Origin of the sequence: Rhizobium changzhiense (assembly GCF_013087625.1) — a bacterium.
GTDB classification, from domain to species: Bacteria; Pseudomonadota; Alphaproteobacteria; order Rhizobiales; family Rhizobiaceae; genus Rhizobium; species Rhizobium sophorae.
Genome location: NZ_JABFCQ010000001.1, coordinates 166,881 through 181,808, shown reverse-complemented (window position 1 = coordinate 181,808; position 14,928 = coordinate 166,881). Strand labels below are relative to the sequence as shown.

General features: G+C 59.9%; 13 protein-coding genes. 4 read left to right on the top strand and 9 right to left on the bottom strand.

Annotated elements, in window-relative coordinates:
* Nucleotides 1–21: 21 nt before the first annotated feature.
* The 3 genes from G9X68_RS00910 to G9X68_RS00900 all read right to left on the bottom strand — a co-directional run bounded on the left by G9X68_RS00910 (nt 22) and on the right by G9X68_RS00900 (nt 2,733).
* Nucleotides 22–315, bottom strand: coding sequence for a helix-turn-helix domain-containing protein (locus G9X68_RS00910; RefSeq protein ID WP_171600910.1), 294 nt, complete (start codon nt 313–315; stop codon nt 22–24).
* A gap of 73 nt (nt 316–388) precedes the next feature.
* Nucleotides 389–1,570, bottom strand: a complete 1,182-nt coding sequence (locus G9X68_RS00905) for an ROK family transcriptional regulator (RefSeq protein ID WP_171600909.1) — start codon at nt 1,568–1,570, stop codon at nt 389–391.
* Nucleotides 1,571–2,118: 548 nt separating this feature from the next.
* Nucleotides 2,119–2,733 carry a GNAT family N-acetyltransferase gene (locus G9X68_RS00900; protein ID WP_171602126.1) on the bottom strand — a complete coding sequence of 205 codons (615 nt, stop codon included), beginning with the start codon at nt 2,731–2,733 and terminating at the stop codon, nt 2,119–2,121.
* Nucleotides 2,734–2,910: 177 nt separating this feature from the next.
* On the opposite strand from G9X68_RS00900, the gene G9X68_RS00895 reads away from it, so the two are divergent.
* The 3 genes from G9X68_RS00895 to G9X68_RS00885 all read left to right on the top strand — a co-directional run bounded on the left by G9X68_RS00895 (nt 2,911) and on the right by G9X68_RS00885 (nt 6,099).
* Nucleotides 2,911–4,248: an extracellular solute-binding protein gene (locus G9X68_RS00895; protein ID WP_171602125.1), complete on the top strand. Its 1,338-nt coding sequence runs from the start codon at nt 2,911–2,913 to the stop codon at nt 4,246–4,248.
* 124 nt (nt 4,249–4,372) lie between these two features.
* Nucleotides 4,373–5,266 carry a carbohydrate ABC transporter permease gene (locus tag G9X68_RS00890; protein WP_171600908.1) on the top strand — a complete coding sequence of 298 codons (894 nt, stop codon included), beginning with the start codon at nt 4,373–4,375 and terminating at the stop codon, nt 5,264–5,266.
* Nucleotides 5,266–6,099, top strand: coding sequence for a carbohydrate ABC transporter permease (locus tag G9X68_RS00885; RefSeq protein ID WP_171600907.1), 834 nt, complete (start codon nt 5,266–5,268; stop codon nt 6,097–6,099). The genes G9X68_RS00890 and G9X68_RS00885 overlap by 1 nt, the downstream gene beginning before the upstream one ends.
* 25 nt (nt 6,100–6,124) lie before the next feature.
* On the opposite strand, the gene G9X68_RS00880 is transcribed toward G9X68_RS00885, so the two are convergent.
* From G9X68_RS00880 to G9X68_RS00865, 4 genes are read right to left on the bottom strand one after another with little or no spacing between them, the layout of a single operon-like run.
* Nucleotides 6,125–7,369 carry an O-antigen ligase family protein gene (locus G9X68_RS00880; protein WP_171600906.1) on the bottom strand — a complete coding sequence of 415 codons (1,245 nt, stop codon included), beginning with the start codon at nt 7,367–7,369 and terminating at the stop codon, nt 6,125–6,127.
* Nucleotides 7,366–8,928 carry an undecaprenyl-phosphate glucose phosphotransferase gene (locus G9X68_RS00875; RefSeq protein WP_171600905.1) on the bottom strand — a complete coding sequence of 521 codons (1,563 nt, stop codon included), beginning with the start codon at nt 8,926–8,928 and terminating at the stop codon, nt 7,366–7,368. Before G9X68_RS00875 ends, G9X68_RS00880 begins: the two co-directional genes overlap by 4 nt.
* 56 nt (nt 8,929–8,984) lie before the next feature.
* Nucleotides 8,985–10,154 carry a glycosyltransferase gene (locus tag G9X68_RS00870; protein WP_171600904.1) on the bottom strand — a complete coding sequence of 390 codons (1,170 nt, stop codon included), beginning with the start codon at nt 10,152–10,154 and terminating at the stop codon, nt 8,985–8,987.
* A gap of 3 nt (nt 10,155–10,157) precedes the next feature.
* The gene (locus G9X68_RS00865) at nt 10,158–10,733 is read right to left on the bottom strand and encodes a polysaccharide biosynthesis/export family protein (RefSeq protein WP_017959905.1); all 576 of its coding nucleotides are present in this window, start codon (nt 10,731–10,733) and stop codon (nt 10,158–10,160) included.
* Nucleotides 10,734–10,921: 188 nt separating this feature from the next.
* On the opposite strand from G9X68_RS00865, the gene G9X68_RS00860 reads away from it, so the two are divergent.
* The gene (locus G9X68_RS00860) at nt 10,922–13,096 is read left to right on the top strand and encodes an exopolysaccharide transport family protein (RefSeq protein ID WP_171600903.1); all 2,175 of its coding nucleotides are present in this window, start codon (nt 10,922–10,924) and stop codon (nt 13,094–13,096) included.
* Between the two features lie 107 nt (nt 13,097–13,203).
* Here G9X68_RS00860 and G9X68_RS00855 read toward each other — a convergent pair whose 3' ends face one another.
* Nucleotides 13,204–14,445: a GNAT family N-acetyltransferase gene (locus G9X68_RS00855; protein WP_171600902.1), complete on the bottom strand. Its 1,242-nt coding sequence runs from the start codon at nt 14,443–14,445 to the stop codon at nt 13,204–13,206.
* A gap of 223 nt (nt 14,446–14,668) precedes the next feature.
* The gene (locus G9X68_RS00850; RefSeq protein WP_171600901.1) at nt 14,669–14,878 is read right to left on the bottom strand and encodes a DUF2842 domain-containing protein; all 210 of its coding nucleotides are present in this window, start codon (nt 14,876–14,878) and stop codon (nt 14,669–14,671) included.
* Nucleotides 14,879–14,928 lie beyond the last annotated feature (50 nt).

Sequence of the window (14,928 nt, the reverse complement as noted above, 5' to 3'; positions counted from 1 at the left end):
CCGGGTGCCCGATTGGTTCCGTCAGTCGTCGTTGGCGGCGTTGAGGTTTTCCGGCCGAATGCCGTCATCGCTCAAGGTGCGTGCGCGCAACCGGATGCCAGGACCGCCTTCATCCTGATTGCCGCTGGACAGGAAGATGATGCCGTGCGCCTCGAGCGTGCTGCGTACATCGAACAGCGCGTGCGGCTCGCCCGCAAATTCGCCGTTTTCCAGCGCCGTCACAGTCTCGACCGGCAGGCCGCTGGCGGCGGCAAGCTCCTCGATGCTCATTCCGATCATGGCGCGGGCGCCGCGTATCTGCGTTGCTGTTATCATGAGGGAAAATCTAGCGCATTTCCAGCGCTTCTCAAGTAGCGGCACCGCACGTTGGCCCTACGGGATGCGCTCTTCAAACTTCCCTCAATTTGACACCAAATAGATCGTCATGCATGCGCTCGACCGCGATCCCCATTCCTCCCATCAGGGCGGCCCGGTTCCCAAAGCGACTGATCTCGATGCGCGGCGGATAAGGCGTACAACGCGGCAGGAAACCGCGAATAGCGTTTACGAGTTCCGGTCTTGCGCCGATGCTGCCGCCGGTGATCACCAGTTCAGGATCGAGAGCCGCTCCGATTGCAGCAATGGCAACCGCGACCAGCCTTGCCGTTTCTTCGATGGCAGCAGCGGCGCTTGTTTCTCCTGCATTAAACGCGGCGAAGAGATCGGCCACGGTGGATGCGTTACGCCCGCCGAAACCGACGTAGCGGCGCAACATCGCGACACTGCCGACCGCACTCTCAAAGGTTCCAAGCGTAAATCCGCCAGGATCAAAAGCATCCCCGCCGATCGGAAGGTAGGCGATTTCGCCGGCCGCCCCACGCGCGCCGCGCAACAGAGACCCGTTGGCGATGATGCCCATGCCGACGCCCGTTCCGAGAGCAACGAAAGCAAAATTGCTGGTTTCGATACCGTGTCCCCGCCATCTCTCCCCTTGCGCCGCCAGGTTGACGTCATTTTCAACGATCACCGGTATGGCCATTCTGTCGCTGAAGACTTGCCGCAGATTTATGGCGTCGATGCCGGGGATGCTTGGCGCGACGTTGATATGCCCGGTGGCCGGATCGAGCACACCGGGACTGCCTAGAACGACGAGACGGAGTTTGTCGGCGGTCGTCCCGGCCGCAAACGCGAGTTCTCCGATAAGATCGCTGAACTGATTGACGAGATGCATTCCGCCGCGCGGGTCGGTGGGTACTTTGGTTTCGGCAACTACGTTCCCCAACAGATCGCAAATAGCCGCAGCAATCTTGGTGCTCCCGAGATCGATAGAGACGGCCAGTCCCGCCCTGGCATTGATTTCATAGGTGATCGCATTCCGGCCCGGGCGGCCATCAGTCTGCCCGACTGGTTTCAGCCATCCGTCATCCTCAAGGTCGCGCACGACATCGGAAATCGTCTGCTTTGACAAGCCGGTCAGCTTGGCAATATCGGCGCGAGAGATCGACCCGTTCGCGAACACGGTTCGGATGACGGCATTGGTTGATATTTTTCGTGCGATCGGGGTCTGTGCGACTGAAGATGTCATTGCCATCCGGCTAGCTCAGTCCAATTAGTTCGGAGCGCATACTTAATGGACGCGATATTAGGCCACAACTATCGCGGCTAACTGGAATTCAATACATTGAAGCAGGCAATTTGTCTATGTCCTTGACAAATGGGAGGCCAGCTGTAGGCTTGAATTAACGTGCGATGAAAATGCGCGATGAAATAAAGAGGGTCGAGGAGAAGTATGCGCCATACGTATCGTCTGGTTAGCCGTGCGCCTGCCAAGATCGCCCAAAGAGGAACTGGCCCGGGCTTGCCTGGCTATTTCCTTTTTTGCGTCCCGCGGACTCCTTGAACCTGGCTGGCGAGGATTTGCTCATGATGAAGCCCTCGACTGACGGACAGCTTTTCGCCGAGCAGCCAGTTTTACTGCCGATAGTATCACGCCTTCAGGCGGACGTTCATCCGGATGGTTACTGTGACCTCATCTTATGGGGAGCAGGCAGCTTTGGGCGTGTGAGATTTTCTCCAAGCAAAGGTGCTTATGCCCGGGAGACAGGGCCTTTCCGTGGCTCGGAGGAACCGGGAAATGCTTCAACCCAATCCCTCATCGATCCGCATTGCGAATGCGACGGAGCCATCCTGCTCGAATTCGGAAAAGCCGAGGTGACGGTAGAAACCCCTGGCGCCTTGGTTGTTTGGGTCGACCCCGAGATGCACGGCTCCAACCCCGTGGTTTCGAAGCGCTTGAAGCTCCGTGCCGATCATCCTGCGCCCCCAACCGCTTGCCTGAAGTCGGGGAAGGATGTTGATGTGGAGATGCGCGGGATACTGGTCTTGAAGCCAAGCCGTTCCGCTGCGCGGATTTTGAATTCGTTCCATCACGTCGGCGTCGCGCGGACGGGTGGGTGCCAGCCCCGCAATCTGCTGGCGGACGAATGGCCACCAGTTTGTCTGCAAGTCTCTATCGAAGCTGCTGGTGTCCGGCACCCCTACGACATAGCCGACCGGCCGGCCGTCCTGAACGAGAACAAAGGCAAAGTCCTTGGCGAATTTGAGGTAGGGTACCGACCACACGTAGCCGGGCAGATGCGGGTCGCTATAAAGCGCGCTGGCATCCTCACCGCCATTCGCGGTTTTCAGGCAGATGTCGAAAAGGGCGTCGATATCCGCTTCAATCGCGGGGCGGATGAAGCAGCTGGTGTCCATCACTTTGCCACCTCCTGCGTGGCGCTTTGTCATTTTAGGTCGCGAGAGGAGCCGATGCATTGACGATTACCTCAGATTCGCCAGCCAGGCAAAGCTCTGGGGAAAGAAAACGTTCGGCCGCTGCTTGGCGCAAGGCCTGAACGGGGAGTGGAGAATAAACCAGATAAGGTGGAGCAGATGAAAAGAACCGTGAAATCGATCAGCATACTGCCGGAATACCGATTGAAAGCAGCTGTCGCGCTTGCTGGTGCGGCGCTTATAACCTTGGGCCTTTCGGCAGCCGCGCGCGCTGACGATCTGGCCGTGTGGGATGACCAAACCTATGAAGGTCAGAGTGCGGTCATAGAGCAGCTCAACAAGGAGTTCGAAGCTGCGAATCCCGGCGTCACGATCAAACGCACCGCCCGCACCTTTGATGACATGAAGTTGACGCTGAAGCTTGCGGTTTCGGCAGGTGATGGTCCTGTCATCACGAAAGTCAATCAGGGTGCAGGTGACATGGGGGCGATGGTCAAGGAAGGGTTGCTCCTGCCCGTCGACGACTACATCAAAAAATATGGCTGGGATAAGCGCCAGTCGGATTCGGTGCTTGCGCGAGACCGCTGGGAAGATGGAAAATTTGGGGTCGGTAAAACCTACGGCATATCAGGCCTCGGCGAGATCGTTGGCCTCTACTACAATAAAAAGATCCTCGGCGATGCGGGAGTAGCGCTGCCGCAAACCTTCGAGGAGCTGTTGGCCGGTCTTGATAAGCTGAAGGAAAAGGGCGTCCCACCCTTCATGATGGGCTCGGCAAAGCAGCATCTGGCCCTGCACATGATCGGCGCCATCGAGCAAGCGCATATCGACGCGAGCAATCGTGCCGAGCTTGACGATCTGATTTACGGCCGGGGCGGCTCCTGGAACACCAAGGGGAACATCGAATCCGCCAAACTCGTGCAGCAATGGGCACAGGGCGGTTATTTTTTCCCCGGCTTCGAAGGCATATCGGGTGACGACGCCGTCCAGCTTTTCATTTCCGGGCAGGGCGCGTTCCTGATCTCCGGGACCTGGTATTTCGGTGACATGCAACACAATCCGGATATCGGCTTCATGGCAATTCCCGCCCCGAAGGGTATTTCCAAGCCCATGAGTGTCGGCGGCGTGGATCTTGCCTGGGCGATAACGAGCCTTGCCAAAACGAAGCCGACACAGGACGTCGCCGGCGCATATATCGATTATATGGTCTCGGAAAAGGCTGCTGAAACCTGGGCCAATGCTGGCTATCTTCCGGCAACTTCGCTCGCGGCTGACGCAAAGCCAAAGCTCACGCCGCTCCTCAGCTCCGGCATCGAAATGTGGAAGACACTCAACGCAAACGACGCTCTCGGCCATTACCCCGACTGGTCGAGCCCGACGATGCTGAAGACAATAGACGACAACACGCCACTTCTTCTGTCCGGCAATATCACGCCCGAAGCCTTTGTCGATGCCATGGACAAGGATTATCAGGCGTACCTCAAGGATAAGAAATAAAGATTGCAGGTGCTGGTCACGGCCGTCCCTGCGGTCGTGACCTCAGTCTCGTCGATCCACATAAATGAGCACTGCGATCGGCTTGCTGCGCGATGACCACAGCTTTAGCTTTATGGAGTAATGGATGAAACGCTCCGCACTTGATGGCTCGCAACAGACCAATTTTATCTATTTATTGCCTGGATTGCTGTTCTACGCGGCTTTTGTCTTTGGACCGATCATCGCGGCTTTGGGTTTGAGCCTGACCAGCTGGGACGGCCTGAGCATGCCCAAGTGGGTTGGTCTCGGCAATTACGTCGCTCTCTTTTCTGACAGCCGTTTTTATATTGCCTTGCGCAACAATGCCGAGCTTATGATCTTCTACTGTGTCCTGCCGCTCGTGCTCGGCATAACTCTTGCTGCTTGCGTCTGGAATCTGAAGCAGCGCGAACAACTCGCGCTTCGGACCTTCCTGTTCCTGCCTTATATCATGCCGACCGCCGTGTTGGGCATCATCTGGGCATGGCTCTACAACCCTGCATTTGGCCCGTTCAATCAGTTTCTGAGAGCAGTAGGGTTGGGCGCCTTCGCACTTCCGTGGCTGGGAGATTTCAATTTTGTGCTTCCCGCGGTCGGGATCGTTGCCACTTGGTATTTCTTCGGTTTTTGCATGGTCATCTTCCTGACCGGAATTCAGCGCATCGACCCGTCTCTTTTCGACGCTGCCAAGGTCGATGGTGCTTCGGCGCGAAAAACCTTCTTCTGGATAACGCTGCCGCTTCTCTTGCCTGAAATAAGGGTGGTGTTGCTCCTGACGGTCATAGCGTCAATCAAAAGCTTCGACCTGATTTTTACAATGACCCGGGGCGGACCCGCCAACGCCACGCTCGTGCCGAACATCTACATGTATCAGCTCGGCTTCGAGCTCAATCGCTTCGGCGCCGCGGCGGCCATCGCCATTGTCGGCGCAGTACTCACCTTCGTCATAAACTATGCAATTCACCGATTTGTGGGATCGCAGAACAAAGGACGGGCTTGATGAGCCGTTGGTCTAACATCCCCGTCGGTACGCTATTCCTCCGCATTGTCCTGTGGCTTCTTGCTTTTGTAACGATCACGCCGTTCCTGCTTCTGCTTCTGACGTCGATAAAGAGCAAGGCCGACGTTCTGAAGGGTGCGTTCGCGCTGCCGGCATATCCACATTTCGAAAATTACGTCGATGCTTGGAATGCCGGACATTTCAACATTTACTTCTGGAATTCGATCATCGTTGTCATACCCGTCGTTGCTGCAAGCGTCTTTTTAGGCCTGCTGACTGGTTTTGCCTTCGCCTACCTGTCGTTTCCGTTCCGGCGCACGCTGTTCGCTATCCTGACGCTCGGCATGATGGTGCCGGCGGAAGCCTTCATCATCCCGCTTTATTACGAAATGCGGTATCTGGGGTTGATCAATACCTATGCGGCTCTGATCTTGCCGCAGATCGCGATGTCGATACCGTTCTCGACGATCTTCCTCGCCAGCGCGATGCAGCAACTGCCGGAAGAAGTTCTCGAAGCGGCGGTTCTCGATGGCGCCGGACGCTTCTATATCCTGCGCAAGATCGTCGTCCCGCTCATGGTGCCGGCAATGTCGACACTGGCGCTGTTCCTGTTCATATGGACTTGGAACGAGTTTCTGATTCCGTTCATCCTGGTCAACGACGACGACTATCGGACGCTGCCCCTCGGCATGCTGTTTTTCCAAGGGCGTTATACCGTCAACACGCCGGTTCTGACCGCCGGCGCGGTGATTGTCATTTTCCCGCTCATCGTGACTTATCTCATTTTCCAGAGGCGGTTTATTGCTGGCTTGACGGCAGGAGCGACGAAATAGACAGCCGCCCATTGACGGCAAGACTTCACGCCGCCTCGTGGCGTCGTCGTTCGCGCTTGTGGCGCACTTCCAGCGCCGCGCAGCCCCAGACCGTGCCAAGCAGCAGATAGACATGGCGCCAGTGGTCGATATCGATGACGTTGCCGATTGTCGCATGGCCGAGAACCGAGATCCAGGCGATCATCAGGAAGGGCTGCCACGGCCGGTCGAGCAGCAGGTTTCGGAAACCGAGAGCCAGCGTCCAGACAAGCATGCCGACATAGCTGACGAAGCCGAGCCAGCCATAGGAGGTGAGCGACTTCAGCCAGATATTGTGCTCGTCCTCGGGAAACATCGTGCCGAACACGAGCGGGCCGATGCCGAGCGGACGCTCCATCATCATGGTGAAGCCGATCCGGTGGCGCTCGAAGCGGCCGAGATGCTCGCCGTCATATTGCTGTACCAGCTGGGCGCGCGCCGAAAACAGTTCGGCGACCTTCGGGATCTGCAACGCCACCAGCAGCGACGCGATCAGCATGATGATCGCCGCCAGCGACAGGACCAGGACTCGCAAGCGAAAGGCGCCGCTGCGCTCCTTCAGCAGCATGATGAAGATCAGCAGCACCACGCCGAGCGCGAAGAGCCCCCAGGCGGCGCGGGAAAAGGAGAGGAAAATGCCGAGCGCAAGCACGAGCAGGGCGGCGGACTTCAGCGGCGATTTCTTCAGGTCGCCGACCAGGATACCGTGAACCAGATAGAGCGATGGCGGCACCAGGAAGGGGCCGAAAACGTTCGGATCCTGAAAGGCGCCCTTGGCACGGTCGTAGAGCGTGAAGATTTCCGCGCCCGGAAAGGCGTGGAAATAGCCGAGTATGCCGAGCGCGGAGGTGGCGACGGCCGCGAAGGTCCAGGCATTGAAGATCAGTGGCAGCCGCCTGTGGCTGTCTTCGATGATTGCCGCGTAGAAGACTGCCGTCAGCGCCAGGAAGGTCGACACTGCGATATACATCGGCGCCGTTGCCAGGTCCTTCATCTGAGTCAGCGATAGCATGCCGCCGATATTGAAGGTCAGGAGCAGGGCAAGCAGCGGCGCCACGCTGCGCGAAATCCTGAGGCCCAGGATGAACCAGAGGCCGATCAGCCCCGCCATCCAGAGTTCATAAGGTGCCGGCTCGTCGATCACGAAACCGGAAAGGAAGACGCCGAAGGCGACGAAGGCCGAGCCGATCAGGCGCAGCGTCATCCGCTGCGGCTGGGCGACACGGGGATATGTCGCCTCGATCGCGGTCAATAGGCGTTTTCCGTGTTGAGCAGTCGGATCGGCGTCAGGAACAGGATCTTGAGATCGAACCAGAGCGACCAGTTCTCGATGTAGTAGAGGTCGTAGGCCGTGCGGAACTTGATCTTCTCGTCATTGTCGACTTCGCCGCGCCAGCCGTTGATCTGTGCCCAGCCGGTGACGCCGGGCTTGACGCGGTGGCGGGCGAAATAGCCCTCGACGACATCGGAGAAGGCGCGATCGCGCGCCTGGGCGAGAACGGCATGCGGCCGCGGGCCGACCAGCGAAAGCTCGCCTCTCAACACATTGAAAAGCTGCGGCAGCTCGTCGATCGAGCTCTTGCGGATGATACGTCCGACACGGGTGACGCGCGGATCGCCCTTTGTCACCGCAGCCTTGCCTGTGGGGTCAGCCATGTCGGTGTACATCGAGCGGAATTTGAAGACGTTGATGACTTCATTGTTGAAGCCATGGCGCTTCTGCATGAAGAAGACCGGGCCCTTGGAGGTCGCCTTGATGGCGATCGCGGTTGCGAGCATCACCGGCCAGAGCAGCGCAAGCGCGACCACGGTGAAGAAAATGTCGAAGCCGCGCTTGGCAACCGAATCCCAGTCGCGGATCGGCTTCTTGAAAATATCGAGCATCGGCACCGAGCCGACATGCGAATAGGCGCGCGGCCGGAAGCGCAGCCGGTTGGCATGCGCGGCAAGGCGGATATCGACCGGCAGAACCCAGAGCTTCTTCAAAAGGTCGTAGATACGGGCCTCAGCCGACAGCGGCAGGGCGATGATCAGCATGTCGATGCGCGTCAGCCGCACGAATTCGACGAGTTCAGCGACAGTGCCGAGCTTCGGATAACCGGCGACCATGATCGGCGAGCGTTTCTCGCCGCGGTCGTCGAAGATGCCGCAGATGCGGATGTCGTTGTCGGCCTGCTGTTCGAGGATGCGGATCAGGTCCTTGGCCGGCTCGCCGCCGCCGACGATGACGGCGCGGCGTTCCATGATGCCGTTGCGCGCCCAGTTGCGGATGCCGTAGGCAACCAGGAAACGCTCGGCCGCAAGGAAGAGCGCGCCTGCGACGAACCACGGGATATAGGCATCGACCATGGCCCATGTGGTGCCGCGAATGAGCGCGAACAGGCCGACGGTCAGGAGAAGCGCGATCGTCCAGGCGGCGACGATGCGCGGCATCAGCCGCAGCTTCGCCCGCAGGGCGGGAATGGTGTAGGTGTCGGCAAGCTCCAGGCCGATGACGGTCAGGGCCGAAGCCATCGCTGCCATGCCCGTCCGCATCCAGGTGGAGTCACTGCCGTCACCGGGCCAGAAATAGTGGATGATCAGGGCGATCGCGAAGAGCGCCAGGGATTCCAGCAGCCGCAATTGCCCGATGATGATCACAGGCGAATTGGTTCCGTCGCGGAACTGTTCGGCGATCTGCCGGGCATAGGGGTTGATTTCGGTCGGGTCGGAAGGCTTTTCCTGACCCGCGTCGCCGCGCGCCTCGATGTCGGAGACCTGCTTGCGCAGGGCCTCCACGTCGAATTGATCGCCTTTTTCCAGCTTGTTCATGGGGGCTTTTCGCTCGTTGACATCAAGCGAAATACCAGAAAGCCCCTAAGAAATATTTACGAAGCGGCGGGCACTGCTTGGCCGGCAGCGGGATCGACGAGTTCATGGTACAATTTCAGGACATCACGCGCCATGACGGCGGAGGAAAACACCGCCTTCACCGCCTCGGGCCTCGGCATCGTCCTGGCGTGCCAGCCGGGCGTGCTCAGCGTTTCCGCCATGACGCGGGCGAGATCGTCGGAATTGCCGGGCTCCACCAGTGCTGCGCTGTCCGCGCCGAGCACCTCGGGAATGCCGCCGACACGGCTTGCAATGATCGTCTTGCCGGCGCCGAGCCCCTCGAGCACGATATAGGGCATGGCTTCGGCGCGCGAGGGAACGACGAGGTTTTGCGCCATGGAGAAGGCTTCGTGGACCCGCATTGCCGGCAGCATGCCGATGCGTTTGCCAAGGCCGCGTTCAACCATCATTTCACGGTAGCGGTCGCGATCCGGCCCGTCGCCGATCATCAACGCCGACAGCGGCCTGCCGAGCAGCCGTTCGGTCTTGGCGAAGGCATCGACAAACAGATCGGGACCCTTGAGGTCCCGGAGCATTCCCACATAGATGAAATGCACGGCATCCGAGCGGGTCGGGATCGGCTCGAAATCGCGCTCGCCGATGCCGTTGTAGATCAGTCTCGTCTTCGTCCGCGGCCGTCCGACCTTGCGCGCATAGGTGTCGCGCTCATATTCGCAGATGAAGACCAGCGCATCGGTGAAATATTCCTGCAGGCGCTCCATCCTGAGGACGAACTGTCCGCTGAGCGAGGAGCGCGAATAATGCAGGCTTCCGCCATGCGCGGTATAGAGGCGGGCTACGCGATACCTGTTCACCCGCAACGCTGAGCCGGCAAGTCGCGCGAGCACGCCGCCCTTGGCGCCGTGTCCGTGCAGCACATCCGGCCGCAAACTTTTGATTTTCTTGTATGTATCCCACATCGTCGCAATATCGGACGGGCTGATCGAGCGCCGGATCGGCACGCGCGTCAGGCCGAGCGAGAGATAGGGACGGATATCGTCGAACAGGCTGTCCTCGTATTCGCCGCCGGTCGAGCTGTCGCAGAGGATGCCGATTTCATGGCCGGCCTTGCTGTGCTCCTCGACGAGATCGCGGACATGGCGGAAAATTCCGCCGACCGGCGACCTGAAGCAGTGAAGGATGCGGAGCGGCTGCTGTTTTGCCATCGCTCAGAAAAGCCGTTCGCGAACGTAGATCGTATCACCTGCGATGATCGGCCCCGATATATTGATGCGGCCGGTCAGCACCTGTCCATTGATCTTGCGAGTGACATCGACCATGCGTTGGTTGGCGCGGCTGGTGAAACCGCCGGCAACCGCGATGGCATTCTGCACCGTCATGCCGGGAACATAGGCATACTGGCCGGGCTGGCCGACTTCACCCATGATGAAGACCGAACGGTAGCGATCGACATCGATGGTGACGTCGGGATCGCGAAGATAGCCCTGCTGCAGTTTCTGGGCGATCTGTCCCGAGAGTTGCTGCAGGGTTCGGCCGCGGGCAGGGACCTGGCCGATGAGCGGGAAGGCAACATAGCCGGCCTGATCCACCGTATAGGTATTGGTCAGGCTCTGCTGGTCGAAGACGGTAATGCGCAGCCGATCGCCGCTGTCCAGCGTGTAGGGCTGGATGGTGGCCTCGTTGAAGGCCTTCGGCGCAGGCCTGTACGTCGTGCAGCCGCTCAGTGCTGCCGTCATGGCTGCAAGGCTCAGGGCCAAAAGGATTTTGGGCTGGACGACAGACATCCGCTTGTGCTCACAAAATGAACTCGGTGCAGTCGTTATCGATCCGTTAGGGTTAATGCCCGGTAAAGGACGCCCGCAATTTCCCGGTTTCCTTCATCGATCATCGCCCTTTCCCGGCGAGATCGCCATTAACCGTTGAGTTACCATGGTCGTTTACACTTACGGCACCTTTGTAGTGGAGTAAGAGCATGTCCGGCGTAGCTCGTGATCAGGATGTGGACATCGACCTCGGCCAGTTGGTCCGTGCGGTCTGGGCGCGCCGTCTGCGGATTTTGACAATCACCCTCGTGGGGGCAGGCGTCGCCTTTGCCGGCGCCAAGATCATGTCGCCGCAATATCGCAGCGAAACGCGCATACTCATCGAACCCCGTGCGCCGGCTTTCGCCAGCACGCAGCAGGCCAATGACGCCAGCGCCGGTCCGCTGATGGACGAACTGAACATCGCCAGCCAGGTGCAGCTTCTGCAATCGGCCGATCTCCTCAAGAAAGTCATCAACGATCTGAAGCTTTATAACCTGCCGGAATTCGACGATGCCGCCAGCGGCTCGGCGATGAGCAGTATCCTGGTGAAGCTGCACCTGAAGAAGAACCCGCTGGAAAATCCGCCGGAAGAGCGCGTCATCGACGCCTTCGTCGAACGCCTGCAGGTCTATCAGGTGCCGGGTTCCCGCGTCATCGGCATCACTTTCACCTCCAAGGACCCGAAGCTTGCCGCCGCCATCCCGAATGCCATGGCGAATGTCTATCTTTCGACCCAGAGCGGCGCCAAGCTCGATTCCAATTCCGAGGCGACCCGTTGGCTGGAGCCGGAGATCGAGGGCCTGCGCCAGAAGGTCAGCGAAGCGGAGAAGAAGGTTGCCGAATACCGCACCTCGCACGGGCTGCTGCAGACGAACGGCACGACCACTTTTCCGGCCCAGCAACTGAACGATATTTCCGCTGAGTTGACCCGCGTGCGGGGCGACAAGGCCAATGCCGAGGCGAGGGCACAGGCTGTGCGCAATGCACTGTCTTCGGGCGAAGCCTCCGATACGTTGCCCGACATCATGTCCTCCCAGGCGATCCAGCGGTTGAAGGCGACGGAATCCGGCCTGCAGTCGCAGATCTCCGATCTGCAGACCAGCCTACTCAACAACCATCCGCGGCTGAAAAGCCTGCGCGCCCAGCTTTCCGATATCCGCACTCAGATCCGCCAGGAGACGCAGAAGATCCTGGCGAGCATCGAGAATGAGTCCAAGGTCGCGGATTTGAGGGCAAGTGAACTCGAACGCCAGTCGGACACGGTGCAGGCCACCAGTGCCCGCGCCGGTGAGGATGAGGTTGGCCTCAATGCGCTGGAGCGCGAGGCGAACGCCCAGCGCCAGTTGCTTGAAACCTATCTGGTGCGCTACCGCGAGGCTGCCTCCCGCGCCGACAGCAATTCGAGCCCAGCCGATGCCCGTATCGTTTCGAGGGCCGTCGAGCCGGTCGATCCTTATTTCCCCAAGGTGGTGCCGATCGTCGTCGTCGCTGCCGTCGCGACGCTGATCATGAGCGCCATCGTCATCATGCTGGCCGAACTCTTCAGTGGCCGGGCACTCCGCCCGACAGATGCGGCTTCAGAGACAATCGAGGCAGAAGCAGTCGAGGAGAAACATGTGCCGCAGGCCGCTCCGATCGCCGCCGCCGGAAAACCCGTTCAGCCGAGCATGCTCGCCGTCGTCGCGGACGAAGAGGATACGATCGAGGACGTTAAGGGTGCCGATGAGGCGCCAGAGGACGAGCCGGAGGATGACAATGAATTCTCCGTCGCCTCAGTTGCGGATTATCTCACCGGCAGCCGCGCGCCGCTGGCAATCGCCATATCCCCGACCGGTGACAACGGCTCGGCGGCGACGGTTTCGCTGACCCGCATGCTCGCCGATGCCGGCCACCGCGTCATCCTGATCGATATGACCGGCTCCGGCTACCCCACGGAACTGATGGCCGAGGACCCGGCCGCCCTTGGCGTCACCGATCTGCTTTGCGGCGAGGCCGCCTTCGGCGACACGATCCACGGCGACCGCCTCTCCGATGCCCATCTCATTCCCCAGGGCCAGAGCGACGTGCGCCGCGCCATGCGCGGTGTCGACCGGCTCTCGTTGCTGCTCGATGCGCTCGCCGCCGCCTACGATCTCGTGGTGGTCGAATGCGGTTCGGCCGATGTCGCCGGCGTCTCGCGGCTGACGCGCAGCCGGGACGTCGAGATCATCCTCTCGCTGCCTGAGGTCGAGGAGACCATTTTCGTTGCGTTGATGACGGAATTCCAGGCTGCCGGCTATGAGCGCGTCGTGCTGATGTCGGGCGGCGAAGGGGTCGAGCAGGCACTCGGCCGGGCCGCTTGAACGGTTAAAGCATGTCGCGCAAAAGTGTGCAGCGGTTTTGCGGCAACGACATGCGTAAAACAAAGAGCTAAAACGCAAGGAGCGAATCTGAAAGATCGCGACGCGCTTTAACCGATCCGTGCCCGGATGCCCTGGGCGAATTTATAGAGCTTCGGGCGCACCTTGATGTGCGCCTTGCCGCGGGTGACGAGCCGGTGGGCGGCGCCGGCGACGACGCCGAACGGCGATACCGGCAGCACCACGTCGTAATGCGCGGTCTCGACCGGCGCCCAGGAACGCTTGTAGGTCTGGTCGCCGAGGCCGAAATCGAACAGCGCGACGCCCTTGCCATGCAATCCCGAGATGGTCTGCCAATAGAGAAATTCGCCGGGGCTCGTTTCCGGCACGAGCTCTTCATCGATCGCGCCGAACTGGCAGATGATATGGTCGCCCTTACGCGAAATCCCTGAGATCGCGGCGATCTTACCCTCATGCTCGCCCTTGAGCCGGAGCATATGCATCTGCAACCCGGAGTACTGCCTGGTGTCGTCCTGCTTGTCGATGAGACCGTGCAGGAAGGTCTGCGTCTCCCTGTCGGCAAAGACGTCGGGCAGACCGAGGCTGGCGAAGCGGGCGCTTTTCAGGCGGAAGAAGATATCGAGCATGCCATGCTGTTCTGCCGATGTCTCGGGAATGACGTATTCGAAGCCGCCGGCCGCCTCGAGACGCTTCGACTGAACACGGAATTTCTTGCGCCGGTTCTTGGCGTTGAGCTGCTTCAGCGTGTCCTCGAAAGCGGAAAGGAACGGCAGCTGATAGGCATGATTCTGGTTCTGCACCATCGGCAGCCCGGCGAGCGGGCTCTCTCGCCCGCGCCATTCGAGCGGAATGTTCTGCAGCAGCAGCAGATCGGCGCGGCCCTTCAGCGCATGCCGGAACTGGCCGGCGAACTCATGCGGGTCGATGGTCCTGCCTGCTTCGGCAAAACTCTCTGCGAACAGGCCCGTATTGATATTGCTGTGATCGGCGGCAATGAATTTCGCCGTCCTGAGGCCGCGAGACTTGACGATCTCGACCGGCAGAATGAAGGCGGTCTGACCCGCATGAGTGGCTTTGAGGATCGCAAGCGGCCGCTGGAAGGCGCTCACCCAGGCAGCGCACCAGTCGTAGCTCTGATGCAGGGATTGGAGGTTGTCGCGCTCCAGCGCCCGCCAGTCATCCTCCAGCGGCTGCATCGCCTCGAAGACTTCGATGTCGAGTTGGGCCATGGCGAGTTTCATGCTCAGCTGGCGCAGGCGCGAAATGGCCGTATCGGCCAGCGTCACGTCGTCGGACGGCTGTTCATGGACATCGAGCGGTTGCGTCTGCACGGTTTTCTCCGGTCAAGAATGCTGAACGGGAAGGTAGGTATGGCAGACGTATATTTGGTTTAACCGCAGGCGATGGGCGAGGTTTTCCGCGTATCACGGTTATTCGGCCGTTAATGGCCCTAAAGCATGTCGCGCAAAGTGTGCAGCGGTTTTGCGACAACGATATGCGTAAAAAACAAAGACCTAAAGCGCGACAAGCGAATCTGAAAGATCGCGACGCGCTTTAGCGCTGCGGTGGCCCGGCCATCCATTTGATGATCACCATCGCCGGCAATACCCAGAGCAGGCCGGTGAGCAGGAAATAGAGCAGATGTCCCCACCAGGGCGCGTTGCCGAGCGTTGCCACCGCGATCGTATTGGCCACCAGCGCATAGAGGAGCACGAGCACGATGATGAGGATCGTGCCGATGAATTTGCGGAGGCGGACGGGCATCGGTTATCTCTCGGCATGGATGGGCGAACCGGCGCGACGGCATGCCGCAA

What these genes read in the sequence shown, in the direction of transcription:
- G9X68_RS00910 (WP_171600910.1), bottom strand. Translation starts at nt 315, where the DNA reads ATGATAACAGCAACGCAGATACGCGGCGCCCGCGCCATGATCGGAATG.
- G9X68_RS00890 (WP_171600908.1), top strand. Translation starts at nt 4,373, where the DNA reads ATGAAACGCTCCGCACTTGATGGCTCGCAACAGACCAATTTTATCTAT.
- G9X68_RS00870 (WP_171600904.1), bottom strand. Translation starts at nt 10,154, where the DNA reads ATGGCAAAACAGCAGCCGCTCCGCATCCTTCACTGCTTCAGGTCGCCG.
- G9X68_RS00900 (WP_171602126.1), bottom strand. Translation starts at nt 2,733, where the DNA reads ATGGACACCAGCTGCTTCATCCGCCCCGCGATTGAAGCGGATATCGAC.
- G9X68_RS00875 (WP_171600905.1), bottom strand. Translation starts at nt 8,928, where the DNA reads ATGAACAAGCTGGAAAAAGGCGATCAATTCGACGTGGAGGCCCTGCGC.
- G9X68_RS00850 (WP_171600901.1), bottom strand. Translation starts at nt 14,878, where the DNA reads ATGCCCGTCCGCCTCCGCAAATTCATCGGCACGATCCTCATCATCGTG.
- G9X68_RS00905 (WP_171600909.1), bottom strand. Translation starts at nt 1,570, where the DNA reads ATGGCAATGACATCTTCAGTCGCACAGACCCCGATCGCACGAAAAATA.
- G9X68_RS00860 (WP_171600903.1), top strand. Translation starts at nt 10,922, where the DNA reads ATGTCCGGCGTAGCTCGTGATCAGGATGTGGACATCGACCTCGGCCAG.
- G9X68_RS00865 (WP_017959905.1), bottom strand. Translation starts at nt 10,733, where the DNA reads ATGTCTGTCGTCCAGCCCAAAATCCTTTTGGCCCTGAGCCTTGCAGCC.
- G9X68_RS00885 (WP_171600907.1), top strand. Translation starts at nt 5,266, where the DNA reads ATGAGCCGTTGGTCTAACATCCCCGTCGGTACGCTATTCCTCCGCATT.
- G9X68_RS00895 (WP_171602125.1), top strand. Translation starts at nt 2,911, where the DNA reads ATGAAAAGAACCGTGAAATCGATCAGCATACTGCCGGAATACCGATTG.